At 60.1% G+C, this 25,963-nt stretch carries 19 protein-coding genes and 1 tRNA gene; 4 read left to right on the forward strand and 16 right to left on the reverse strand.

All coding sequences use genetic code 11. The features are described 5' to 3' along the window. Nucleotides 1-93: 93 nt before the first annotated feature. The 6 genes from RBH20_RS07145 to RBH20_RS07170 form a co-directional block, all read right to left on the reverse strand. The gene (locus tag RBH20_RS07145) at nt 94-1,335 is read right to left on the reverse strand and encodes a sulfatase-like hydrolase/transferase (protein WP_306706935.1); all 1,242 of its coding nucleotides are present in this window, start codon (nt 1,333-1,335) and stop codon (nt 94-96) included. 422 nt (nt 1,336-1,757) lie between these two features. Further along, entirely contained in the window at nt 1,758-4,802 is a 3,045-nt protein-coding gene (locus tag RBH20_RS07150) for an FtsX-like permease family protein (RefSeq protein WP_306706937.1), read from the reverse strand. A gap of 7 nt (nt 4,803-4,809) precedes the next feature. Beyond that, nucleotides 4,810-5,511 (reverse strand): ABC transporter ATP-binding protein, encoded by a 702-nt coding sequence (locus RBH20_RS07155; protein WP_306706939.1) that lies wholly within the window; start codon nt 5,509-5,511, stop codon nt 4,810-4,812. 89 nt (nt 5,512-5,600) lie between these two features. Beyond that, nucleotides 5,601-7,289, reverse strand: coding sequence for a sodium:phosphate symporter (locus RBH20_RS07160; RefSeq protein WP_306706941.1), 1,689 nt, complete (start codon nt 7,287-7,289; stop codon nt 5,601-5,603). Nucleotides 7,290-7,351: 62 nt separating this feature from the next. After that, complete coding sequence (locus RBH20_RS07165) at nt 7,352-8,665, reverse strand: hypothetical protein (protein WP_306706943.1); 1,314 nt, start codon at nt 8,663-8,665, stop codon at nt 7,352-7,354. Nucleotides 8,666-8,785: 120 nt separating this feature from the next. Next, complete coding sequence (locus RBH20_RS07170) at nt 8,786-10,864, reverse strand: hypothetical protein (RefSeq protein ID WP_306707497.1); 2,079 nt, start codon at nt 10,862-10,864, stop codon at nt 8,786-8,788. 209 nt (nt 10,865-11,073) lie between these two features. Here RBH20_RS07170 and RBH20_RS07175 point away from each other — a divergent pair, with 209 nt between their 5' ends. Further along, the gene (locus RBH20_RS07175; protein ID WP_306706945.1) at nt 11,074-12,087 is read left to right on the forward strand and encodes a DUF1616 domain-containing protein; all 1,014 of its coding nucleotides are present in this window, start codon (nt 11,074-11,076) and stop codon (nt 12,085-12,087) included. Between the two features lie 117 nt (nt 12,088-12,204). Next, the gene (locus RBH20_RS07180) at nt 12,205-12,738 is read left to right on the forward strand and encodes a metal-dependent hydrolase (protein WP_306706947.1); all 534 of its coding nucleotides are present in this window, start codon (nt 12,205-12,207) and stop codon (nt 12,736-12,738) included. Between the two features lie 129 nt (nt 12,739-12,867). On the opposite strand, the gene RBH20_RS07185 is transcribed toward RBH20_RS07180, so the two are convergent. The 4 genes from RBH20_RS07185 to RBH20_RS07200 form a co-directional block, all read right to left on the reverse strand. Further along, nucleotides 12,868-13,008: a hypothetical protein gene (locus RBH20_RS07185; protein WP_306706949.1), complete on the reverse strand. Its 141-nt coding sequence runs from the start codon at nt 13,006-13,008 to the stop codon at nt 12,868-12,870. Between the two features lie 191 nt (nt 13,009-13,199). Then, entirely contained in the window at nt 13,200-14,954 is a 1,755-nt protein-coding gene (locus tag RBH20_RS07190) for a PGF-CTERM sorting domain-containing protein (protein WP_306706951.1), read from the reverse strand. 327 nt (nt 14,955-15,281) lie between these two features. Next, nucleotides 15,282-16,538: a PGF-CTERM sorting domain-containing protein gene (locus tag RBH20_RS07195; RefSeq protein ID WP_306707499.1), complete on the reverse strand. Its 1,257-nt coding sequence runs from the start codon at nt 16,536-16,538 to the stop codon at nt 15,282-15,284. A 787-nt stretch (nt 16,539-17,325) separates the two neighbouring features. After that, nucleotides 17,326-17,409 (reverse strand) — tRNA-Leu (locus RBH20_RS07200). A gap of 199 nt (nt 17,410-17,608) precedes the next feature. Between RBH20_RS07200 and RBH20_RS07205 the strand changes: the two genes are divergently transcribed. Further along, nucleotides 17,609-18,091 carry a DUF309 domain-containing protein gene (locus RBH20_RS07205; protein WP_306706954.1) on the forward strand — a complete coding sequence of 161 codons (483 nt, stop codon included), beginning with the start codon at nt 17,609-17,611 and terminating at the stop codon, nt 18,089-18,091. A gap of 45 nt (nt 18,092-18,136) precedes the next feature. Next, nucleotides 18,137-18,925, forward strand: a complete 789-nt coding sequence (locus tag RBH20_RS07210; protein WP_306706956.1) for a succinylglutamate desuccinylase/aspartoacylase family protein — start codon at nt 18,137-18,139, stop codon at nt 18,923-18,925. Nucleotides 18,926-18,970: 45 nt separating this feature from the next. Here the strand turns inward: RBH20_RS07210 and RBH20_RS07215 are convergent, their stop codons facing one another. The 6 genes from RBH20_RS07215 to RBH20_RS07240 all read right to left on the reverse strand — a co-directional run bounded on the left by RBH20_RS07215 (nt 18,971) and on the right by RBH20_RS07240 (nt 25,827). Next, on the reverse strand, nt 18,971-19,366 hold the full coding sequence (locus tag RBH20_RS07215) for a hypothetical protein (protein WP_306706958.1): 396 nt from the start codon (nt 19,364-19,366) through the stop codon (nt 18,971-18,973). Nucleotides 19,367-19,457: 91 nt separating this feature from the next. Continuing rightward, a complete protein-coding gene (locus RBH20_RS07220) occupies nt 19,458-20,750 on the reverse strand; it encodes an ABC transporter ATP-binding protein (RefSeq protein ID WP_306706960.1) in 1,293 nt (430 codons plus the stop codon). Next, nucleotides 20,743-21,798, reverse strand: a complete 1,056-nt coding sequence (locus RBH20_RS07225; protein WP_306706962.1) for an ABC transporter ATP-binding protein — start codon at nt 21,796-21,798, stop codon at nt 20,743-20,745. Before RBH20_RS07225 ends, RBH20_RS07220 begins: the two co-directional genes overlap by 8 nt. Next, nucleotides 21,795-22,970 carry an ABC transporter permease gene (locus RBH20_RS07230; RefSeq protein WP_306706964.1) on the reverse strand — a complete coding sequence of 392 codons (1,176 nt, stop codon included), beginning with the start codon at nt 22,968-22,970 and terminating at the stop codon, nt 21,795-21,797. The genes RBH20_RS07225 and RBH20_RS07230 overlap by 4 nt, the downstream gene beginning before the upstream one ends. Continuing rightward, on the reverse strand, nt 22,970-23,938 hold the full coding sequence (locus RBH20_RS07235; protein ID WP_306706966.1) for an ABC transporter permease: 969 nt from the start codon (nt 23,936-23,938) through the stop codon (nt 22,970-22,972). Before RBH20_RS07235 ends, RBH20_RS07230 begins: the two co-directional genes overlap by 1 nt. Continuing rightward, nucleotides 23,935-25,827, reverse strand: a complete 1,893-nt coding sequence (locus RBH20_RS07240) for an ABC transporter substrate-binding protein (RefSeq protein ID WP_306706968.1) — start codon at nt 25,825-25,827, stop codon at nt 23,935-23,937. Before RBH20_RS07240 ends, RBH20_RS07235 begins: the two co-directional genes overlap by 4 nt. Nucleotides 25,828-25,963 lie beyond the last annotated feature (136 nt).

A 25,963-nucleotide genomic window follows, 5' to 3' on the forward strand; every position in this document is an offset into this window, starting at 1 on the left:
ACTCTGGGTTGCACGCGTCTACTGCTCCGCCGGATACAGTCGCGATCCGACAAGCTGAGCCAATTCCGTATTTGTTCCGTCACGCCCCAGCGGTTAGAGATATCCCAGATCTTCTAATCTGCTCTCGACAGTTCCGGTTTCAATAGTACCGAGGTCCGAGTACCACTCCTGTAGCGGCTCCTGTATTTCGGGTCGGCTCACAAAGTCACTTACCGCGTCAAGCAGTTCCGTCGGCGCGGCCTGTTTCGGTTTCGGATATAATTCGTCTGGATCAGACGCTAACTGATAGAATTCCGTATTAATAACGTTCCAGTCATAATCGTAGGTGTTCACCAGTTTCTCTCCTTCTGTCCGGATACCAGCCCATATTTTTTCCGTGTCGTCATCCGGTCCACATAGTAGGTGTTGTGGGGGTACGGTTGCCGCCGCCTCAGTCCCCTCCCAGACAGTCGGTGGATCAAGGCCCAGGAACCGGAGTATCGTCGGGGCGATGTCGATCTGACGGGTGAGACCGTCCGTTAGTTGACCAATATCACTGTTTGTCAAGAGCGGGACGCGGACAGTTTCGTCGTACAGTTGCTTGTGACTCACAATCCCGTGATCGAACTCCTCGCCATGGTCAGCAGTAATGACAGTCGGGGTATCGCCGAGCGTCTGGAGCCACGGCGTAAGATGGGTATCCAGTCGCCGCACAGCCTGTTTGTATAGGCTCCGTGAATGCTGCCGCAGCCACTTGGGATACGCTGTGTCGTCGTACTGGGGTGCCGCTGCGAGCGAAAGCGGTGATAAGACAGGTCCGATCTCCAGTCCGCGTGTTACTCCGGGGAGATACGGTTTATGTGGTTCCATCAGATGGACCCAGAGGAATCGTGGTGGATCAGTGTTTTCCCACCAGGTCTGCGCTCGTTGCAAAACAGTTTCCGCAGGTATCAGCGGCTTTAGTTGCAGAAGGTTACGTGCCCGTTCGAGGCCGAACCGTAGTCGGCTCGAATCCTCGATCCCGCCGTTCCAGAACGTGTCGAATTCGTCACGCCATCGACTCAGCCAGGGGTTCGAAGCGATAAATCCGGCTGTCGAGTAGCCAGCTCGGTTAAGCTTCTCGGGCAAGGTCGGGATGTCTGGGTTGACAGTCCCGTCTTTCATCCAGACCTGCGGGTAGTATGACGCTCCAAACAACGCTGGAAAAGTATTGCTCGTGTTTGAGGACGTTGCTATCGCTGCTGTTCGCTCCCAATCGCTATTAGCCGTATACGATCGGAATTCCGGCATCGATCTTAGTGCATCGTCTCTCCAGCAGTCAATCGTCACGAATACGAAATCAGTCATCCCAGACATGACTCTCTCAGAACTAACAGTGATGCAATGTATTTAATTAACAACTACTTTCGCGTACAGTACAGATCAGAGTCCATCAATTACCCTCGAAGTTGGTTTCGAGACCTCGCTTGGATGGGCTCAATTCGGCATGAAACCGCTCTCCACTGGCTCTACAACTACTGTATTTTTCCATATTCATAGCCAAGAGACACAGGCTAGTCGACTGTGCGGTCCCTGACTATCGGAGCTTAACTACTGAACAGTTCCGCCTGCTGTCCGGTTCAGGAACCGGTGTCAGGTCTGAACAGGAACTAGAGACTGAGTGGGAATACTGATAGCCACATCGAGATGCCCGGTTGGCATTGACCATCCCGAGTAAAACCGCTGACAGTCGGAATACCTGAGAGCGGCACGGATGTCCGACGGAACTCCCGCCGTACTTAGTCCGCCGACTCCTCGTCGGGCGTCCGCGTTCGGTCGCCGCTCGGGAGCAACGAGACCGGCGAGGCCGTCAAATACGGCACCGTTGCGACGAGGGCCCCGAACAGGGCAAGCGAGACGCCGCCGACAAATATCGCTGCAAGGATGGCTGGCGGCGTCCGCGCGGAGAGGCGGAAGCCGAAGAAGACGAGCCAGCCAGCCCGTTCCAGCAGCTGTAACGCGAGAACCGATAGGCCAAGAGCGAGGCCGGTTGCTGGAATTGCGATTCGAGCGATATCAGCCAGAATCGTCCGCAAGACCCGCCACTGCGTCGCGCCGGTCGAACGATGGATACCGATAGCTTGCCGACGCGCGTGGACACCCTGTGCGAACGTCGCCGTGGTACTGCCGACAGTACTCAGCGCCGAGAGGACGACAAGGACGCCGAGAATCAACTGGACGTTCCCGAACACGCCCTCGACGGAGCGCTCAATTGGCGTTCCGGACGCGTACGACCCGCTGCTTGCCACCGCGGATGCCAGCCGGCGGTCGCCGGTCACCTTGTAGTCCGCCGTGGTGAGGGTGGTCCCGTTGGCTGTCATTCGATAGGTGTACGTTCCGGGCTGGCTCCGTCCGCCGTCCGGGGAGAACCGCGTTTGCGTGACGTTTCCGGGCGGCATATAGACAGTCCGGTTCCGGGAAACGCCGGGGCCAATAACGCCCACGTTGCGCGTGAGCGGTTCCTGCCAGGGGTTTGCGAGTCCGACCCTGAGCGTTGGCGTCGTCAGGACCGACCCCGATGACGGAGCTATCGACAGCTCCCCGTACAGTTCCCGTTCGGTTCCACGGACGATCTGAATGTCGTGTGTCGCCGTCTGGTCTCCGGACCGGGCCGTTATCGTATAGTTCCCCGGCTCGCGTGGCAGGGGAACGACGGCGACACCGCTCGATCCAGTTCTGAGCGACGGGCCGTTCACCGTGACGGTGGCGTTCGAAACGCGCTCTCCAGTTTTGGTGACGACAGGGACGGAGAGCCCCGACCCGGGCGGGGCCTGGGATGGCAGCTGGCTTGGAATCTCGATAGCGTTCGGTGAGACCACGGTCACCGAATGTGTGTACTCCCCGGCAGTAGCGTTGGCAGTCCCCAGTTCCGACGCGGTAACGGAGACAGTACTAGTCCGCTCCTGTCCCGGCGGGACAGCCACCGTCGTTGTCCGCTGGTCGCCCTGATACTGGACTGTGACTTCCCGGTCCGCCCGCTCGTTGCCGACGTTTCGGACGGCGACAGTGAGGTTGACTGTGTCACCTTTCGTGACGCGACTTGGACCCGACAGCCCTGTCACGACAGCGCCCGATTGGTTGGCCGCGACACCGTCGGCGTCGTCGAGAGCTGAGACCGAGCCTTTGACGCGGATCATATGAACCTCTCCCGGTCCGGTCGCCAAGTCGGCCGCGGAGTCAAGCGGCAGAATGAGCAGGTCATCGAGCGTTCTGGGGGCGTCGTACCGCCCGACAATAGTGACCCGGCGAACCCCAGGCTTGACGCTTCCACTGACGGTCAGTTCGTCACCGACCCCGACATCGAGCGTCTGTGCGAGGTCGCTCCCGATGACGGCCTCGTCATGTCGCTGTGGTCGCTGGCCTTCGACCAGCGTGGCCCCGGTGACGTTCGCGAACGCGTCGTACTCCGCCCCATGAGCCATGTACGGCTGGCCGTCCGAAACCTGAGCGTAGATGACCTCCGGGCTGGCCGGCGTCCCGTCGGCACTCAGGGCCGAAGCGTACTCAGCATCGAGACGACTGTTCAGCGGGTGGGGCGCGCCGGCTTCAGTGATGGTCCCGGTTCCGCCTGCTTCACCGCCAAGTGGGGACGCGAGGCCAGCCAGGGAGACGACCAGCAGGAATGTGATTCCGAACACGGTCAGCGTCGCCGCCGTCGGCACGACCGAGCGCCACGAGAGAAACGTCGGTGTGACCCAGCTTCTGAGCGTCGCAAGCGCCGACTGCCCGGACTGGCCGGATCGAGTATGGCGGTTTCCGAGAGATGCCGGTGGACGAGTCGCCGCAGGGTAGGCCGCAAGCGCGCCTGCAACCAGCCCCATCAAAACGAAGATTCCAGCGACACCAGCAACGACAGTGGCGCTCTGGCCGGTAACAGTGATATCAAGCGCGATTGGGAGGCCGACGAAAATCGCGACGTTGACGAGCGCCTTGATAAGGATGAGTCCGACAGCGTAGCCCAGCACGACTCCGGTCGTGACGAGGAGGCCGGCGCGAAGCGTAAACAGAAGCCCTACACGCCACCCCGATGCGCCAGTCGAGCGGATGACTCGTATTGCATCGAGTCGGTCGCGAACGCTCATCCGCGTGACGTTATAGACGACGATGAGGACCAGCAATCCGCCGGCAGCCGCGGCGATACCCAGCGCCCAGAGAACCTGCTCCAGACCGCCGAGGACGTACAGGAGCGCGCTGACAAGCGGTGCCCCCTCACTCGGAAGACTCCCGAGCCCGGTCCCGCTCGGGCTGTGGTCGATGACGAAGTAGCCGGTGACGCCGACCCGCTGGGCAGTCGAGGCGTTCGTCGCGTACCACTGATTCGAGAGGAACGTCGTTCCCCGCTCTTGTGGAACAACCGTGAGGGAGACAGTCCCGTTTGACCCACTGACTGTTCGGGTTCGCTGCTGGGAGACCGGTCCCCGGCCATCAACCCCATCGGGAATCGTCGGTAATCGCCCCTCCTGCCACTGGGCCGACCCCTCGATAAGCACCCTGGGCGTATCGGGCGGAATGCCGACGAGACGAACGTCGGTCCCGTCTGTGGTCGCCGTCGCTGTCGGGAGCACGGTGATATCCTCGCCGGTTTCCGGGGGGCCGTTGTCCGCGTCGTGGTAGGTGACCGTCCCGGAGTTCGCAAGCGGTTCGGCGAACGTTTCCGAGTACGTTACGGCGGTGAACAACAGCAGGACCGTGCCGATGAGAAACGCGGCCGTGACGGCGACGACGACGACGGTGAGCCGATCCCGTCTGGACCAGCGAAACAGGAGGGCGTTTCTGTATCCCATCGATTCGTTAGTTCGTCTCCGTGGACGGGCTCGCGTCCGGCGCCGAGGCGGTATCGGAGACGAGGGTGCCGCCGCGGATGAACAGCCGTTCGTCGAACCGCTGGGCCAGTTGCGGGTCGTGGCTGATGACGACGAGTGCGGTCTCCGTCGATTCCTTCATACTGAACAGGAGGTTTAGGACCGATTCGGCGGTATCCGGATCTAGCTGCCCGGTCGGCTCGTCAGCAAGGATAATTTCGGGGCGGTTTGCAAGTGCCCGTGCGATAGCAACCCGCTGTTTCTCGCCCCCGCTCAGCGTCGCAGGGTACTGGTGTTCGAGTCCGGCGATGCCTAGGCGTTCGAATAGCGTGTCCAGCCAGTCGGGATCACGGTTGCCCGCATGTTCTTGCGGGAGCGACGCGTTCTCGCGGGCCGTCAGGTCGCCGATGAGCTGGAAATCCTGAAAGACGAACCCGAGCGTCGTCCGACGCAGCCGGGCACGCTGGCGTTCGGATAGGGCACTCGCGTCTCGGCCGGCGACTTCCAACTGACCGCTAGACGGTGGTTCTAGCAGTCCGAGGACATTGAACAGGGTCGACTTGCCGGCTCCGCTAGGCCCCTGAACGAGCATCGCCGCGTCGGACCCGACGGTAAGTGAGACACCGTCGAGAATCTTGGTCCCCCGTCGTGTGACACACAGCCCTGAACCGACGAGGACGGGGTCAGTCATTGTCGGCCTTTCTGCCGGCCCCGTATTGTATGCCACGGTTACATACACGGGAGAGACCGAGGGTGGAGAGCCAATCGAACTGTGTGCGCTCAGCAGTTCGTTCGGTTCCCGCCGGGGCGAACAAGGTACACGGAGTCGATCCCTCGGGTGTCATAGACCACATCGTTCTCGTAACGCCACTCCTCCAGCGCCGCAGGCGTGGTCTTCTCGCTTCCGGCCGGGAACAGATGTGCCCCGGTCGTCCCCCACGATGCCCGCGACAGCGTCGGGCAGTTTGGTTCCGCACCGCCACCGAGCCACCGGGCGGTCGGCTGGTACGTACCGTTGGCTGAACCCGGATAGTACAGGTCGACGATACGGCTGAACGGATGGTCGGAAGCCCACTGCTCGTCAACGTGATCTGCGGTGAACGTGGCGGCCGCGAACTGCGATTCGGTCGCCCCCGTCGGGAACGCTAGCGTGTCGAGATTGATGAACGCGATAGGCATCGTTACGACTGCGGCGACCACGACGACGACTGTCAGAACCGTTGCGAGTCGGTGGCTGTGGGCCTTCGGCGACCCACGTCCGCCGTCCGGCGACGGCGACCGCCGATAGGCGACCGACGCGACGCCGATGCCAGCGAGCACGAACACGGGCAGATGAATGAACGTCTGCCCGCGGAGCGCCGTCCCGTAGTACTCTGGCGTCAGCGAGGCGGTCAACGAGAAGTACACAGTAACAATTGGCGCTAGTAGCAGCGCAAGCACGACCGGGCCGATCAACCGACGATCGCGGCTCGCACGCGGGAGGCCGACGACCGCAAACGCCACCGGGACGGCAAAGGCCGCGACAAGCACCAAGAGGCCGATCGGCGTGGTCTGTGTCCCGGGGAACACGGTCTGTAACGCGTTCGCACCGAGCGTCAGAAACCAGAGACCGACTGCGCCGCCGATGGTCACCCGCTGCAGGCGAGCGCTCGTCCGCTGGAACCAGACAAGCGTCGCCACCAGCACAACGACCCAGGCCAAAAACAGCCCCGGATACGCGCTGATACGGTCAACGTAGGGGACCTCCAACAGCGAGCGTTCTGCAATCCGGTAGTACCCCCACATATACACCCAGAAGCCCGCGACGACGGCGAGGGCGGTGACGGCATCACGACGCGACGGAATACCGGCGAGGTGGGCGGCTAGCACCCCCGTCAGTACCAGCGCAACGATGAGCGAGCTAAACGTGTGCAGGAGCGGGAAGGCAGCGAACAGGAGGATCACAACTGCCCCCCATCGACGCCGGTATCGCTCCGTCGTGAGCAACCGATGAACGGCAATCGCAAACAGCGGGAGCAAGAGGAACGCCAGTGCCTCTTCGTCAGTCTGGCCAGTCCGACGGAGATAGATTCCCTCTACTGCGAGCCCCATCCCGACCACGCCCATCGCCAGTGTCGTGCGCGAGTGACGCCATCGGCTCGACTGCGCGAGGCGTTTGACTAACGCCATCGCCGTCAGACAGGATGCCGCACCAGTGACCGCGACGACCAGCTGGGCGATGTACAGCGGCCGTTCACCGGTGAGCGAACCGACGACCGTCAGCACAGCGGTAAACACGATGTTGTCCGCGCGGAACCGTGTGAGCGGAAAGGTCCCCGTCCGAAGCGTGTCTCTCGCCAGCGCGACGTAACCGAATCCGTCTAGCGTCGAGGGCAGTGGTGTCCAGTGGAGCGTCGTCAGTCGGGCCGCGGCTGCCACGGCCAGCACAGCTACGATGAGCAGCACTCGTCCTGTCCGGCCGTCACTCATTGCCGGGTCCTACAGCGGGTGGGTGTAAGATAGTTACCGCATTCCGCCGGCGGAGTCGGGGCTTACGATAGGCTGTCGATCTGTAACTCCCTAGCGTGTTCGACTGCGGCTTCCGCACTGGCACGGTCCATCTGGTCCGCCGAGAAGGCCGCGCGATCGTATGCCTCCACGACGGTCCGGACCGCGTCGACCTGATCTGTGTCGAGGGCGCTGTCCTCACACCATGCAAGCAATTCCCAGTGCGTCTTACTGTTCTGAAAGTCCGCAACAGCCCGGATGTCATCGGCGACCGATTCGTATGCCATCGTGACCGCTGAGTCGTACTTGCCGGCCGCGAGAGCGTTCCCCATCTGGTCCGTCGGACTGTCAGTTGATGTGGGAGTGTCGTCGATGGACTCGATGGCTTGTGGCTCGTCGGTGCCCGTCCTCACGGTCGTCTCTGTCCCCTCAGACTCGGGGGTAGCGTCGGAAAACAACCCAAGTCGACGAACGATGACCTCAAGAATCAGAAGGATAATCGCGGTCAGCAGTGCAGCGATGACCGGGACTGTGAAGAACGAACGGATCTGTGACACGAGCGACTGGGGACTGCTCCCTGACGGCTCCGTTGAGCCACCCGAGGTATCAACGGTCGCCGACGACTCTGCCGCCTCAGGGCCGACTATGATCGATGCGGTCGCGCGCTTGCCCGCAATCGCACGGCCCTCATACGGAATCACGGCCGTGACGGTTTGTTCACCGGTCGTTACGCTTGGCGGCAGCCTGATACTGGTCGTCACCGTCCCGTTGCTCCCGGTCACCACGCGTTTGAACAGCGCCCCACCGATGCGTAGTTCGACCGGGACATTGCTCACACCCTCCCCGTTGACGCGCACTGCTGTCGTGACTGTTAGCTCGTCGCCGGTAGCGAGACGGGTCGGTGACCGGTCGAGGGTGAGCGTCGGGGTCACCTGCGTGACACTGGCAGCGACGGTTGCCGTGTCACCGCGATACACCGCAGATTGGGCCGGAGTATATCGGACCGTAACGTCAGTGGGACCGGTCTGTGCCGAACGGGGCCGGTACTGGAGCGCGAACGAACCGTTACCATCGGTCTCAACGAGTCGTGTTCGGTTTTCGACTTCGAGTCTGACCTGCTCGTTCGCGACGGGCGTCCCGTTCGCCGTCCGCAACGTCCCGCGGATGGTAGCGGGGTTCGTGTAGGAAATCGATCCGGGACTGATCTGAACGTCGAGAGTCGTATTCACAGCCCCTGTCTGGGTTTGCATTGGCGTCTCGTTACTGTCGGTAGCGACGGCTGTTGACCCGCCGATCCCGACAAACAGGACCAGCAGGACTGTTCCGACACCAACGAACCACGACTGCAGAGTTGCCACTACCGGACTCGACAGACCGTACGCATATTCGTTTTATCATTTCCGCTGCTGAGCGCTGAAGACAGCAGTTCCAAACCTGATTGCGGGCCACAGCAGGGACTCGAACCGGCGAGTGGACAGTCAGTGATTCCCGTTCGACTTGATCTTACGGGCGCGCTCCACAGCTGCTTCGGCCCGTGACGGGTCGACTGATGTCGGCGCGAACGCTGCGGCCTCGAAGGTTTCGACCACCGTTTTGATATCTGCTATCCGTTCCTCCGAGACGCCGTGCTCCTGGCTCCGCTGGAGGAGTTCCCAGTGTGTTGCCCCCTCGTCAATCCCGTTTTCCACTGCCAGCACGTCGTGAACTGCGGTGTACGCTGCCATCACTGCGGCGTCGTAGTTCCCGCTGTCCAGATACGTCTCGACGCGGTCCTCGAACGTCGGCGTCGGTTCGTCTGACGACATCGCCGACGGATCAGAGTCAGCCATTGATGCATCAGCCGTCTCGGTCTGGACAGGCGAGTCCGCCTCTCGGGGTTGGCGGACACGTGACACGACAAACCAAGCTGCGGCGACAACCACAAGTGCTACCCCACCACCGAGGACGGGCAGCCAGCTGTAGCCGATAACCCCGTTCCCGAAGGCCGCTGGGTTCTCATCGGAGCCGAACAGTATCGCCACCAGCGTATCGATGAGCAGATCATTATCCGAATCTGAGCCGACCGGTGGGTTGCCACCGCCGGATCCAGCCGCCAGCGTTGTCGTTGCAGTCGCATTACCGAGGTTTGCCCGTGGCTCGTCGTACGTTGCGGTGACAGTCACAGATTCGTTGCCTTGGGGATTCTCGAGAACAGTCTGGAACGACCCGTTTCGGTTCGTCTCGACCCGCTGTGTTCCGCTAGCACCGATCTGCAGGCGTACCGGGCGACCCACCACTGGGTCCTCCTCAGCAACAGTCTGGAGTTTCCCGCTGACGAGGACCCCGTCATCCGTGCGTGATGCATTCACTGAGAGGTTTGTTCGAGTCTCGACGACGACAACAGGGGTTTCCGACTGGACGCCTGCAATTGCTCGGTCCTCATACGGAACCCGGGCGATGACCTGACGCTCCCCGTCATTTACCGTCGCCGGGAGTCGGATCGTTTCTGTGGCGGTGCCGTTCGGTCCGGTCGTCGTCCGCGCAACGACAGACTCACCAATAGCAAACTCGACTGGGACCGCATCGACACCGTCCGACGCGACTGTCACGGACGCCGTGGCGTTGAGTCGGTCGCCGTATCCCACCGAATCCGGTGCGATTTCGCTCGTCAGGTCCGGGGTCACCTGTTGTACGGTAATCACGAACGTGGCGTTGTCGGACAGGTACACCGAGTCAGTTTCTGGGACGTACTCGATCGATATGGATTGCGACCCGAGCCTGGCCGAACGTGGCCGGTACTGCGTTTCGAATACGCCGCTCGAATCAGTCTGGACAGTCCGCGTCCGGTTCTCGATCCTGAGTTCAACCGCCTCGTCCGCGATGACCGAGCCATTCTCAGTCTGTATCTGGCCGGCGACCGTTCCGGAGTCACTGAATGATGCGGTCGAGTCTATCGACCGAACCGTGAGTGTCGTTCCAACGAGCGTCTCTTCACGGATGACTGCCTGCGTCGCCGTGATGTTCGCTGTCGTCTCGTTGATCTCGGTCTGTCCCGAAGACAGGTCAATAGATGTGATGTTCTCAATCCGGTCGAGGTTCTGATTCAGTTCGTTGCTCCTGTCGCTGATGTTCGACGCCGTTCGCTCCATCGCCCGTGCAGTGGTGCGGGCCTCGCGTTCGTTACCGCGCTCGCGTGCCGTCTGATATGCCGCGTACTGTTGCCGATACCGCTGGACCTCGTTCGTTAGGTTTCGCTGGTTCTCGCGCGCGGCCTCAAACTCCCTCGCAGCGGTGTCGTCCGTATCCGACGACGTGTCTCCAGCAACCTCGACGTACTGCTCTAGACGCTTGTCGTAGTCGTCACCGAGGACCGACCGAGCCCGGTCGTACTGGGCGTTCGACAGCGCAATACTGCTGTTTTCCAGCTGTCCGCCCATCGTCCGAGCTAACCAGGCGGCTGTTTCGTCGCTGTACTCCCCGTTCGATACCGAATCCGGGTTTTCCTGTTGCGTCTCGTTGTTGTCCGTCGGCGTCTCCACCTGACGGTTCAGAGCCGGACCCCCGTCGTCAGTTCCCATCGCTGCCACCCCACCAGCGCCCGCTGTAAGCCCCAGTATTGTCAGGATGGCGAACACGGCCCACGACTGGCTCCGGAACACACCGAGTTATTCTCCCGGGTTGATAAAATGCGTTCGGTTGGCTTACCGGAGACAGTTGCAGTTATCCGCTGAGATGGAAAGCGAAGCAATCAGCTATTTTTTTACCGTGCCGATATGACTCATTGCCAATGGCTGAATCCCAGGCGTGGAAACTACTCTTGCCGCGCCAGCTCCGCCACCTCCCGGCTGATCTAGCAGGCGTTGTCGGCGTTGTGGTCCTGACAAATCTGGCTGCCTTGCTGCCGGTCGTCTCCGACACGCCGGTCCGCATCATCGCCGGGCTCGTGTTTGTCCTTTTCATCCCCGGCTATGCGTTCATCGCAGCGCTGTTTCCAGAAGCTGGGAGTGGCCCCAGTACCGACGATGAAACCGTTTCGAACCCAGAAGCGGACGGGATCGACGGGATCGAACGGACCGCACTCTCGTTCGGGCTCAGCATCGCTCTCGTTCCTCTGGTTGGCCTGGTGTTGAACTTCACACCATGGGGCATCCGCCTGCTTCCGATTCTCGTCTCGCTTAGTGGACTGACGCTCGTGTTGACCGCTGTCGCGGCTGTCCGACGCTGGGCGCTGCCCGCCGATGAACGGTTCCGAGTTCCGTATCGCGCGTGGCTTAGTGCCGGGCGTGAAGAGGTATTCTCGCCGGCCTCGCGGACTGACGCCGCCCTGAACGTACTGCTAGTCCTGAGTATCCTGCTTGCAACCGCCAGTGTCGGATACGCCGTCACGGTGCCCAAAGACGGTGAGCGATTCAGCGAATTCTACCTGCTGACAGAGGGTGAAGATGGCGAGCGCGTTGCTGACGGCTATCCGACGGAGTTTCAGCGGGGCGAAGGTCGCTCGTTGATCGTCGGTATTGGGAATCAGGAACACGAGCGGACGGAGTACACCGTTATCGTCGAGTTACAACGCGTTGAGCGCGTTGGGAATGAGACGCAGGTCCGGGAGCAATCTGAACTACAGCGCTTCCAGCCGACGCTGGGACACAACAAGACCTGGCAGCGCCAGCACGAGGTGGAGCCCGAGATGACTGGGGAGAGACTTCGGCTCCAGTACCTGCTGTACCGTGGCTCACCGCCAGAGACTGTGGCCCAATCGACCGCGTACCGGGAAGTCCACCTCTGGGTGAACGTGACCGGCTGATCCGTGTTCTTGTAGAGGGCAGCACCATCCCAGGTAAAACGGGGCTATCCCGCGGCCTGCGCTTTGAACACTGAACCCAGCGAACAGCTTTTATTTTCTCGGCCCATTCGCTTCACGGTGTACCCCGCAGGCCACTTCCTCCTCGCAGTCGTCCCGCTGACGGCGTATACGGTGGCTCGGTGGCATCGCCTCCCATCCGGGCCGATGGTACTGCTCCTGCTTGTCGCGACACAACTTCCGGACGTAATCGACAAGCCGCTCGCGTGGACGTTTGCTCTTCTTCCGAGTGGGCGTATGCTAGCCCACTCGCTGGTCATCTCGCTCCCCGTCCTCACCGTCGTTGTACTGCTGGCTGCCCGCCGTAGCTACGGGCGGTACGCAGTGGTGTTTTCTGCCGGCTATCTCTCACACATCGCCGGCGACTTCTATCCGATTGTGCGACTCGGGACGGATTACTACTTCTTCCCGAACCTGTTCTGGCCGGTGGTTGCGGCAAACCCCGATAGAACGCCGTCGTTTGCAGCGCATTCGCCCGACGGTCTGCTCTCGCTCGCCGTCCCCCTGATCGTCTTCGGACTGGCCGTCAGCTACAGTTTCGTGACGATGTACCGGAGAGACGAACGGATATCAGTGGAAATCCCACCGCGCTAACGCTTTGCTCACCGGTCGTTGTAAGCTGAAGTGACAGCTCTCCAGCGGCGGACATCAGGTTAGCAGTCAGATAGAGTCGCTGCTGTTCCCAGCACTGGGGGTCCACGGACTAAAACTAAAACGACGGTCTCAGACTGGGGCTGTGGATTCTATCGGCGCTTCGCCGCAGTTGACACAGACGTACTCTTCATCAACGGTGACCACGACCGGTGAGTTGCACTTGATACACTTGATCTTCGCCGCACGAGATGGTTTTGCGTAGTCCCCCATTGTATGTACCTTACACTGTCATGTTATCTGTAAATAATATAAAATTACCCCTTTCAGCAACATTGAATCTGCAACCGCTGGTGACATGATAGTTCAGTCATTCGAGAACCGTAGACTTCGAATGGGCATGCAGCGGAGAAGGAAATCGCATCGGAGAAGAACCGAAACCGCTGTGTAAACTGGAGCGTTCGTTAGTCGCGTCGTGCCAGGAATCCAGCGCCTAGCAGTGCTAGCACCGCGACGAGGACGGTGAACCCGGGACCACTCGAACTCGTGGTTTCGACCGTGCCCTCCGTTCCGGCTGTGTCCGTATCGTCGGGTTGCTGTGCCCCACCACCTGCGGTCGTAGCTGCTTCCGTTGGTTCCGCTCCGCCTCCAGTCTCGGTGCCGTCGTCGGTGTCGGTGTCAGTCGTAGTTTCGTCCGCTGTGTCTTCTTCGGTACTCTCGTTATCGGAGTCGTCATCACCGCTATTGTTGTTGTCGCTGTCGTCGCTTCCGTCGTTATTGTTGTCGTCGTTGTCGTCGCTTCCGTCGTTATTGTTGTCGTCGTTGTCGTCGCTTCCGTTGTTATTGTTGTTGTCGTCGTTGTCGTCGCTTCCGTTGTTATTGTTGTTGTCGTCGTTGTCGTCGCTTCCGTTGTTATTGTTGTTGTCGTCGTTGTCGTCATTTCCGTCGTTGCTGTCACTGCCATCATCGCCGCCACCAGTGTTGTTATCACTGTCGTCGTTATCGTCGTCCGACTGTGACAGTGTGACCGTTCCTGTGGAGGAACTGATCTCGTTTGAGTCTTCGCCAACAGCGACGTGCACGTACGTGTACGTCCCGTTCGACCAGGAGTCGAGCGTTTCGACATCGATGGTGGTATCGGAGGTATCGGATACCGTTGTCGCCGAGGCGTGCATCATATTATCACCAGTCGAATCCGGCGATGCTTCGGAGAGAACGAATCCGAACAGGCCGATCAGCCCCGCAGACGGCATCGTCCCCGCGGCTGTCGAGTCCCCACCGGTGAGGGTAGCGCCATCACTGGCCGACGAAACGCCGTTGACGCCCTCAAAGGAGTTCTCGACCGTGACTTGATCTTCGGAGAAATCCTCATTGATGTCACCAGTCACCCGAACGGTGCTCGTCTGGCCCTGCAGTTCGTCCTCATCGAACAACAACACGGCGTGCGTGACAGAGTCGTCTTCCAGTTCGGTCTCGATATCGAGCGAGACGTTATCCCCGGTGGAGACATTGTCGGCGGTCGCCTCGACCGTAGACGCGCTTTCCTGAACCAGCGTCTGTTCAACGCCGACAACGGTCACGTTTCCATCGGCCGAAACGTTGTTGTCCGAAACGGACAGTCCTTGTCCGTCATCGACGGTGACCAGAATGAAGCCGTAGGCACCACCCGAGTCAGGTGTGTACGAGGTTTCGAGCTCACCATTTTCATCTAGCGAACCGACCCCGTCCGCGTCGTCTAACAGTTCGACCGAGTTAGCGTTGGAATCGTTCGTAAAGATACTAGCTAGATCGGTTCTGACGCTCCCTTCGCTAAATCCAGCCGACTCTGGGCCTTCAGAGAGTCTGACAGCAAGCAGTTGCGCCTCGTCGCCGGCGAGTCCCGTGGTTCCAGCCCCGGTAGTTGATTCAAACGTAAGATCAACTGCTTCGCCTGTCTCGTGAATCGTGTACTCATCCCTGTTGAGGGGAACGTCACCGGTCTGTGCAGACTCGATGTTGATGTACGTCTCTGGCGCTGCTATCGTCGTTGGGCCGGTAGAAGACGTCCGAAGTGGGAGCAGTGACCGCTCCCAGACATCCACGTTTTCCGTCACTGCCGTCGTTTGTCCGTCATCCACTGGCGTTGCCGCTGCCGACGTTACCGACAAGGGAGCGGCTAACACCAGCAGCACTGCAATCGCACAAATTACAGTGTGTTTCCCTCTTGGTGTTTTATACATTACTGAATTTTTTCGGAGGGATACGGTATAATTCTTATGCAGTGACACTCAGCGCTACACAGTGTCATATGAAGGTTTCAAGACACGTAGATACTGTTGCGGGATTTTACAGGGCGAATCCTGAATCCTGTCTCGGTACGGTTACCCTATTCGCATCGGTGAGAACTGTACAGAATAGCGACTGGTCGACGCTATCTAATTGACAACATACCCGGATTTATGGCCATTTAGATGATATATCCGTGGGAGCGGTCAGGATCAGTAACGGTCGGTGATAAAATGAGTGACTTATTCTGTGGGCCCGCCCTGTGAAGGCCGCCAGAGCAGTTATTCTGCCTCGTCTTCGTCGTCCTCCGCAGTGTTGTTCGGTCCGCTGGCGTTATCTGGGGGACCGCCGCCGTTGTCAGGGCCGCCGCCCGGACTCAGTGCCACCGTGCCGGTATCCGAGTTGACCGTTCCGGACTCAGTGCCGACCGCGACGTGGACGTACTGATACGCGCCATTTGGCCAGGAATCCAGCGTCTTGACCGTTACGTTGCCGTCAGAGTCAGCGCTGACGACCGTTGCAGAGGCGTGGATAACGTCGCCGTCGGCATCCGCTTCAGCTTCGGAAACCACGGTGCCGAATATACCCTGTACCCCGATTGCAGGTATCGACTGGTTTTCGGAGAGATTGAGACCTGCGATACCGGTGTTGTCGCCGACTGTCGCAACACCGCTGACGCTGTCAAAGGAATTTTCGACAGTGATCTGGTCCTGACTGAAGCTCTCGTTTAGCTTGCCGGACACCGTCACCGTACTTGACTGCCGCTGGAGTTCACCCTGTCTTACCAGCATTACTGCGTGCGTGACGTTTTCGTCCGCCATCTCTGTTGCAACGTCTAGCGTGACGTTATCACCGGGATTGACCGGGTTTTGCGTCGACTTGACGGTCGAAGCGTTGTCCTGCACAAGCGCCTGCTCGACACCGACAACAGTAACGTTCCCGTTAACCGACACGTTTCCGTCGGATACCGACAGTCCCTCTTCGCCGCTATCGACAGTCACCAAGACGAGGGCGTATACACCGCCCGATTCAGGAGTGTAGGACGCGTTTAGTTCACCCTCGTCACTTATCGCTCCAACGCCATCTGCATCATCAAGTAGTTCCGCTGACGTGAGATTCGAATTGTTTGCGAAGATGTCTCCGAGTGAGCCCGAAATGTCGCTCGTGTTTGCGCCTTCGGTGGTCGGTGCTTCATCTAACTTGACAGCCAGTAGTTGCGCTTCGTCGCCGGCAAGTGCCCTCGTCCCGGCACCGATCCTTGGCTCGAAGGACATATTTATCGACTCGTTGCGCTCATGGACTGTCAGCGTCCGCTTGTTGAGCGGTAAGTCGCCAGTCGCAGCTGATTCGACGTTGATGAACGTCCGAGGTGCCACTATCGTAGTCGGCCCTTCTGATGTCGTTCGAAGCGTGAGCGGGGACCGCTCCCACACGTCGACGTTTTCGGTCACCGAGACCGACTGGCTCTCGGCAACGGGGGTTGCTCCGACGGTGGACGTCACTGATAACGGACCAGTGAGTACCAGCGTGACTGCCATCACGAGGATGACAGCCGGTTTTACTATTGGTGTTTTTACCATTACCAAAACAGTACTGAAGCCTGTGATATATTTCTTGTGCAGTGACACTATTTGAGTGACTTCAGAGAGTCTCTAGACGCACATAGCGCACAAACTAGAGTGTAATTGATTGTTTTCTTTTAGTTATTTCTTTTTGATGGGTACTAGCAAATAAGGTGGTAATTAACCGATACTAAAACAGTCTATATAATAGCCCAGTGACTGTAGCCTGTGTTTAGAACTGTAATTACTGAACTAATCTGGTACAATCCAGTAGAGAGTTCGCTTCATCGGGCAGGTGCCATAGGCTAGTTACTGAGGGCTGTCAGGCACGCGGCGCTGCAATTCCACCTGACTCTCATGAAATACCCGAAAGCATGACATCGGCCCGTTTTCGGACGGATTGTGGCATGGGAGACTCCCCTCGGAATCCAGTCGGGACGAGACCACAGTGGGAGAGAACACGGAGAACCGCATCGCGAAGATACGTCTCTGGTATATTGGGTCGGAGAATTGCGAGGGAAGATCGCTCCGTGCGAGTCTTCCAGCACCGATCGGCCTCGTCTTCTCCGCGAGTCACCACCGGGGACGGCGGCGAACTCGCGACCGTGACGACGGCCGCTCACTGTTTGCGAGGGACCGTGTCGGTCCAACAGTGCGATGGAAGGGATTTGAACTACGCGGAGGCGGGCAACCGCCCCGCCTACTCTCATTCAAACTCTTCCGTGTGCATCTTTCGGCGCCGCGTTGTGCGGCCCCTATACGATGCGAGGGAAGGGATTTGAACCCTTGGACCCCTACGGGAGCGGATCTTGAGTCCGCCGCCGTTTCCTGGCTTGGCTACCCTCGCACGCGTATTGCATTCAGATACATGGTAGTACGGTATAAATGTCGTACGGAAGCGACTCGGGACCGGCCAGGCACATGGCAATGCTTGAACCGAATATACCAGACCTCAATGCAGTGCGCTCGGGGGTAGATTGGGTTTCAATGGCAATCATAGCTGACAGAACCGGTGGTTTGACCCACCATGAACCAGTAGCGTAGGCATGGACGACCACACGCGTGACCCGACCGTCGAGGCTCCCGACGGGAACCCATCGGGGTGGCGAAGCGACGGTCAGTGGGAACACGAGACGCTCAGACGGGCCGTGGTCCACGGCGTCCGCCTGTACAACTCTGACGAGTTCCACGAATCACACGACTGTTTTGAGGACGAATGGTACAACTACGGCCGCGGGAACACGGAGAGCAAGTTCCTCCACGGGATGGTGCAAGTCGCCGCCGGCGCGTACAAGCACTTCGACTTCGAGGACGACGACGGGATGCGGTCGCTGTTTCGCACATCACTGCAGTACTTCCGTGGCGTCCCCAACGATTACTACGGCGTCGACCTGCTAGATGTTCGGACGACGGTAACAAACGCACTATCGGACCCGTCGGCACTACACGGCTGGCAGATCCGTCTCGATGGCGAGTACCCGACGTGCCGCCCGGAGGATATCGAGTTCGCGGAGTCGCTCGAACACTGACTGAATCCGGACAATTCTAAAGGCTGGGCGCGTTATCACGGGTAGATGCGAATCGAGCAACTGGGAGACGGGGTTCCAGAAGTGGCCGTCGTGGGGAGCATCCACGGCGACGAACCGTGCGGCCGGGACGGCATCGAAGCCGTCCTTGCCGACCCGCCAGAGGTCGAGCGCCCTGTCAAATTTATCATCGCGAACGAAGCCGCCCTTGACGCGAACAAGCGGTATCTCGATACGGACCTCAACCGCTCGTTCCCTGGTGACACCGACAGTGAGTCCCGCGAGACACGGTTAGCCGCGACCATCACGTCTGAGCTCCGTGATTGCACCGTGCTTTCGTTGCACTCCACGCAGTCCTACGATGGGATGTTCGCCCTTGTCGACGAGCTCACACCGGAGATGGAGGACCTCTGTAGTGTCCTTTCCGTGGACGCCGTTGTACAGACGAAAGGTGCAAACGAGGGGCGAATGATCGCAACAGTGGACTCCGTGCTCGAAGTCGAGTGCGGCTATCAGGGCTCCGCGGAAGCCGCCGAGAACGCAGCGCAGGTCATCCGAGAGTTCCTCGCCGCCACCGGCGTTACCGCCGAGTCACCGCCGCAACGGGAGACATCACTGCCAGTGTTCCAGCTCGGCGAGCCGATTCCGAAGGCAGCAGCCGACCAGTACGAAGTGTTCGTCCGGAACTTCGAGCCGGTCCCCGAGGGCGACCCTGTCGCAGCAGCCGACGACGAAACCGTTGTTGCGGAGGAGCCCTTCCACCCGGTGTTGCTCTCAGCCTACGGCTACGAGGACGTGTTCGGCTTTACCGCGGATCGGATCGGGATGCTTGATTGAGCGGGTTTGTAGCGGGGTTCGGCCCAGTCGTTATTTCACCGTCGATTAGTCATGGTTTTGCGCGAGAACTTCATACGAGGTATACTCAATCCTGTCCGGGTCGTCCGCAAGAACCGAGTCGAGTAGTTCGTCCTCCCAGCGGAGCCACGCATCCGGATACGCCGACTTCGGCACCGGGTCATCAACAGGGCCCCAGACAGCCTCCCAGCTAGCTGTGCTCTCGTACACCCAGACTGCTGCGAACTGATCTGTGCGGCTTCCCTTGATGCCACGTCCGATCCGGTAGTCGACCAGTCCGGGTATGTCATCGAAGAGAGCCTCGTCGACTGCTACGGTAACTGCGTCGCGGAAGTCGGCAGGGCTTGCCGAGTCAGCTAACTCGTAGTGGTGGATGCTTATTATCATCCTGTCGTCACATTTCGGATATCTGTCACCACTCACGTATAATCTGTTCCCAGGATCAATGCCATTCTGCAGCAGCCCACTGTGCTTCAGCCCGACGGACAAGCCAGTCCTCTGTGGTGGCTGACTCTTACTTAGACTGCTGCTGGCCATCAGTCTCGACTAAATGACAGGCAGCGCGGTGTCCATCCGCGATAGCTACTGTTCGCGGTTTTTCACGAATACACGCTGTCGGAAACGCCTCAACGAGGAGTTCTTGTGCGCGGTTGACCTCGCCATCAAGCACGAGATTGAGTGAGTCTTCGACAATCCGATCAGCCTGGCTATCGGCGAGCGTCTGGGGCATATCGAACTCATCGCGTATCGCCCGTCGGGTCTGGCTGTCTGTGACTTCCTCGACTGCGACACCAGTCTCGGCGGCGACGAACTCCCGGACGGTTTCGTGGTCGATTCCCTCCTCGTTGAGTCGGTGTCTGAAATCGAGCACTGCCCGCCAAGCGGACTGTTCGAAATCGTACGCTTCGGGCGGGATGACTTTCGGACACCGCGTGTGGAAGCGGCAACCACTTGGTGGATTCGCCGCCGACGGGACATCACCGGAGAGGATGATACGGTCGCCACGCGCTCGTGGGTCGAGTGTCGGTATCGACGAGACGAGCACTTCGGTGTAGGGGTGGCAGGGTGCTTCGAACAACCGCTCGGTCGGCGCCGTCTCGACGATCTCGCCGAGGTACATCACCGCGATACGGTCGCAGATTTCCCGGATCACACTCATGTCGTGGCTGATGACGATGACACTGAGGTCGAACTCCGACTGCAGGTCCCGAAGCAGCGCGAGGATGTCTGACTGGACGGAGACATCCAGCGCACTCGTCGGTTCGTCAGCGATTAGCAGGTCTGGGTTCAACACGAGTGCCCGAGCCAGGGCGATTCGCTGTTTCTGGCCCCCGGAGAACTCGTGGGGGTACCTGTCGATGTCACCCGCGGAGAGGCCCACCCGTTCCAGCAGGTCCGACACCACTTCGCGCCGTAGCTCCCGGTCCGTCACGCCGTGGATGACCAGTGGTTCCGCGACCGAGTCCCCGATAGACATCCGCGGGTCGAAACTGGCGCTGGGGTCTTGGAAGATCATCTGCGCGTTCCGCCGGAAGGCTTTGAGCTCGTCGTTGTCGAACGCTGTCACCTCCCGGCCGTCGAACCGGATCGACCCTGAAGTCGGCTCGACCAACTGCAACAGCGCTCTGGCGGCTGTCGATTTCCCACAGCCGGATTCGCCGACGATACCGACCGTCTCCCCGTGGTCGACCATCAGGTCGATGCCATCGACGGCTTTGACCCGACCGACCTCCTGCTTGAGGATGCCCTCGGTGATCGGGAAGTGCTTGCAGAGGTCCTCGACCGCCAGCAGCGGCGGCTCACCCATCGGTGTACTCACCTTTGTGTCCGTTTTCTACTACGGCCGGGTCGCCGTCCGGGCCGTAGTGGATACAGGATGCCGCTTGGCCGCCACCGAGGTCGTAAAGAGGCGGCTGGTCGCCAGTGAAGCATGTCTCTCGGGCGTACGCACAGCGGTCGGAAAACTGACAGCCAGCCGATTCGTCGTGGAGATCGGGAAGCGTTCCCGGAATCGTGTCCAATGTAGTGCCTCGTCCAGGAAGACAGTCAAACAGCGCTTGCGTGTACGGGTGGGCCGGCGACTCGAACACGTCGTAAACGCTCCCGTGTTCCATGACAGCCCCCGCGTACAGCACGACGACCCGGGCGGCCACCTCAGCGACGACTCCCAAATCGTGCGTGATGAGCAGTATCGACATCCCCAATTCCGATTGAAGCCTCTTGAGCAGGTCTAGCAACTGGGCCTGGATGGTCACGTCTAGCGCCGTCGTCGGTTCGTCGGCGATCAAGAGGTCGGGATTCGCCGCGAGTGCCATCGCGACGGCGACCCGCTGTTTCATCCCACCGGATAGTTCGTGGGGGTAGGCATCGTAATGACTTGACGCGTCGGGGATATCTACTTGATCAAGCAGCGTCACCGCGCGCTCTTTGGCCTCGGCTTTGCTGACATCTTCGTGTAGCTGAATCGCTTCGCGCACCTGCCACCCGACCGTGTAACAGTGGTTCAGCGCGTCCTGTGGGTTCTGGAACACGTGTGCGATGCGGTTCCCGCGGACCGCCCGCAATTCCTGCTTCGAGAGGGTCACCAGGTCGCGGCCGTCGAACGTAACCGACCCGTCGACGATTCGGCCGGGCGGCATCGGAATCAGTCGGGTCAGCGTTTCTGCAGTCACCGTCTTGCCGCTCCCGCTCTCGCCGACAATGCAGACCGTCTCACCCCGGTCAATGTCGAAGGAGACGCCGTCAACGGCTCGAAGCCGGCCCGCGTCCGTCTCGAACTCGACGGTGAGGTCCCGAACAGACAGGAGCGGGGCGTTACGTGACGGACTCGGTGGGGCCTGGCGCTGGTCGCTCATGTGTTCCCCTCCGAGCGCGGGTCGAGGGCGTCCCGCAGCGCATCGCCCACGAAATTGAACGCCAGAATGGTGAGAAAGAGAAAGACGCCGGGGATGGTCGAAACCCACCACGCCGACCCGAGGTCAGACCGCCCGGCCGCGATGGTCTGTCCCCAGGAGGGGATCGTCGGGTCACCGAGCGAGAGAAACGCTAGCCCGGCTTCAAACAGGATGAGTCCCGGAATCAACAGCGTCAGGTTCGTGATGACCGTCCCGGAGACGTTCGGGAGGATGTGTCGGCGGATGACGTGTTTCGCGTCCGCGCCGGCGCAGCGAGCCACTTCGACGTACTCATCTTCCGAGCGCTGGAGCGCCGCACTCCGAACCAGTCGCGCGGTGCCGCCCCAGCTGAGGAGCCCGAACACGAGAATGAACATCAGTAGGCTCCCACCGAAGAGATAGATCAGAAGGATGTACAGCAGGAACGACGGGAAGACTTGCTGGATATCTACGTATCGCATGAGCACCTCATCAACCAGACCGCCGAGATAGGCAGCCACGGTCCCAACGGTCGCACCGATGCTGATGATGAGAAACGACGTGATCAGGCCGATGCGAATGGAGACCCGCATGCCGAGGACCACCAGTGCGAGGATGTCCTTGCCCTCACCGGTCGTTCCGAGAGGGAACGCCCAGCTCCCGTAGCACTGCCCGTCCGCGACTCGACCGACACACTGCAACGGAACCGAGCTGTCGACGGCCACGCCGACCGGTGGCTGGTAGCTCTGTATCAGTTCGACCGATGGTTTCCCGACGAGCAGTGGGCCGAACAGACCGATCGTGAACAGGACTACCAGATAGCCGAGGCTGACGACAGCGGCGCGATTCTTCCGGAACTCCCGCCAGTAGTGGGCAGCCATCCGCCGATTCGTCCACAGCGGGACGAGAATATAGAAGCCAAACAGCAGCAGCGACAGCGTGAACAGCCAGTCCAGCTGGGTGATGTCCCAGCCATTTCGGAATATGGGGTTCGGCTTGAACAGTGGTGACGGACGGAAGTAATCGTAGAGGAATAGGGCCGCGAGAAAGAGCAGCGACAGGAGGAACCCGGTCGTTTGCCGGGAGAGTCCGACCCCCCGGTCGGCGTCCCAGTCAATGTCTTCGAACCGTCGGCGGGGCGTATCCGAGCTCATCAGCGATCACCGTAATCGATTCGGGGGTCGAGAACGGTATACGCGATGTCCTGGAGCAGGTTGCCGACGATGGCGATGAACACGCCGATTAACGTCGTTGCAAGCACGAGCGGCGTGTCCTGGTTCTGTATCGCACGGAAGCTCAATTGTCCAAGCCCGGGGATGCCAAACACCACTTCGACGAGATACGAACTGGCGATGAACAACCCTAGCAGGTCGGCTACGAGAATCGTCGACAGCGGGACAGCGGCCGGCCGGAAGACGTGTCTGAGCAGTATCCATCGCTCCGAGGCGCCTTTGGCCCTCGCCGTCTTCGTGAACGTCGCTTGAACGTACTCCAGCGCCTCCGCGCGGGAGTAGCGCGCGAGACTGGCAATCGAGCCCGTTGTGAGGACGAACACAGGCAAAACGAGCTGTCTGGCGTTGGCCAGACTGAACACGGGGACATCTGGGTCGAACACGATGGGGACGAGGTCGAGATGGACACCGAAGATGACCAGCAGGATGATCCCGAACCAGAAGTTCGGGATGGCATAGCCGAAAAACGCGACGAACGTCGCCGCGTAGTCGAACTTCGAGTACTGGTGGGTCGCCGAGTACAGCCCGACTGACAGCCCGAACACGACGGTCAGCACACTCCATGGAACCGAGTACATGACCGTGTACGGTAGTGCGTCTATGATGGCTGCAGTCACTGGCTGGCCCCGGGACGTGCTGTACCCCCAGTTGAACGTCGCCATGTTCGTCATGTAATCGACGTACTGTCGCCACAGCGGGCGGTCTAACCCACGCCGCTGTTCGTAGGCTTCCCGTGCAGCCTCCGCGTCACCGCCCGAGACGGCCGCCTGGAACTGGATTGAGGCGAGCGTCTGTTCCTGAGTCACCAGCAGCAGCGCCCAGGTGATCGAGAGGATAATAAACGTCGCAACGACCGCCCAGAGCAACCGGCGGACGACGTACCACCTCATCTATCGAAATAGTACCGCTGGTAGTCCCACCCACTGGCGAAGGTGTCGCTCGGCCCGACAAGAGGGTCCTGTGCCCCGGTGATATCGGACTCCATCAGCAGAAACCCGAAGGGCTGCTCCCGTGCAATCTGCTGGAATACCTGGCCGAACAGCTCCTGGCGCTCGGTCTCGTCGACGGTTCGGGACGCCTCCGCATACAGTTCCGGGATATTCGATTCCGGCACGTAGCCCGCGTAGTTGGCGTTCCCTCGCTCCCGGAAGAACGTCACGCTCGAACTCGGCGTTCTGGGATACGTATTGAATCCCAAGACGACCGACATATCCCACGGTTCCTGACTGACGGAGACGTCTCGCGGCCCGCCGTTGAACGGCCCAGAGCTCCAGGAAACATCTTCGCCCTCCGGTGGCGAGTTCGACGCGTACTGTTGCTGAAACGTGTTCCCGGGGATCGTCTCGATCTCGATACTGACTCCCAAGTTGGACTCGATCTGCTGGCCGACCAGTTCCGCCAAGGTCTGGTTCGTGTTGCTGGCCGAACTGGCGTACAGCGACAGCGTAACGGGGTCGCCGTCCGGGTTGAGGAGCGTCTCCCCGTCGTACTCGTATTCGGTCCCCTCGATGCCCCGCTCCATCCGCGTTCGCGCCGGCCCTGAGCCCTGTAGGTCATCGGTCCCGAACGTGTACTCCTGTATTTCGTCCTCGGCGTACCATTTCGAGAACCGCGGCTGCATCGTGTACGCCGGTTCCGCGAAGCCCCGATAGAGGTTCTCCGCGAGCGTCGTCTTATCGACGGCACAGACGAACGCCTGTCGAACCGGAATCTCTCGGAATAGCTCCCAGCCGTTCGCCCGCATGTTGTACTTCAGCGCCTGGACGAACGGCTGTGGCTGCACGTACACGTCGATGTCTTCGTTCTCCTGGAACCCCTGTGCGTTTCGCGGTGGTATCCCCGCGATGGTCACCTCGCCGTTCCGGAGCGCGTTGAGTCGCGAGGACTCTTCGGGAATCACCTGGACCGTGTATGATTCGAAATACGGGACGTTGTCCCATTCCTCGCCCAGTTCGTTGACGTTGCGGAGATAGTAGTCATCGTTTCGCACAGTGACGTACTGGGACTCTCGTTCCCACTCCTCGTACGTGTACGGCCCCAGATTGCCGGTGTACTGGAGCGTGTTAATCTCCTCGTCCTGTCGGAGCCCCTCTGCATCCTTGTCTGGAACGTACTTCTCTAGGATGCCCTTCGGGAGACATAACTGGCCCCACATAATCGGCTTGAGCGGAAACGTCGGATCGACTTCCGGGAGCCTGATCTCGAAGGTGAGCGTGTCCACCTGCTCGACTGGAATCGGTTCGCCCTGCCGGAACCAGTCTCCGGCGTTCGTGTACCCCGCCCAGTTGTCTTCGCCCTGGAAGACGTTCGTGATCATATACACCCAGTCCTCGGCAGTCATCTGCCCGTAGCCACCGCCCCACTGGAGATTGTCCCGGAGCGTGATCCGGTAGGTCTGTCCGTCCTCTGTCGATGGCTCGGCCCACAGCGGGAAGACGTTCTGGTCGTTATCGACCGCCCAAGCACTGTCCAGCGTAAGGTCGATGTACGCGCCGGATGCCGTGTCGTTGACGTACAACCAGTTCAACGAGTTCGCGTCAGACCCGGCGACGGACGTGTACGCACCCGAGACTGTCCGCGAACTCGGATTTTCCGCTGCGTCGGCCGTGGCTGTGCCCCCGCTATCATCATCGCCGTCACGATCCGTCTGTTCCGCGCCCCCGCCAAGGAACCCGTTACACCCCGCGAGTGCTGTGGCCCCGCCGACGCCAAGTACGTGCAACAAGTCTCGCCTGTTCGGTCGGTAAAGCCCACCCTGGTACTGGTCCTCGGGTGACATTGACTATCAAGAAGTGTCCAATATCAATAAGTATCACTGCTACTTTAGGAATCGGTGTACCTTTATCAATAAATGCGGATATATAACATAACTACAGTTAGAAGGATAATTTTTCTCGTTCCTGTATTTTTGTTCT

The sequence above is a fragment of the Haloarcula sp. H-GB4 genome (assembly GCF_030848575.1).
In the GTDB taxonomy this organism is placed as follows: domain Archaea; phylum Halobacteriota; class Halobacteria; order Halobacteriales; family Haloarculaceae; genus Haloarcula.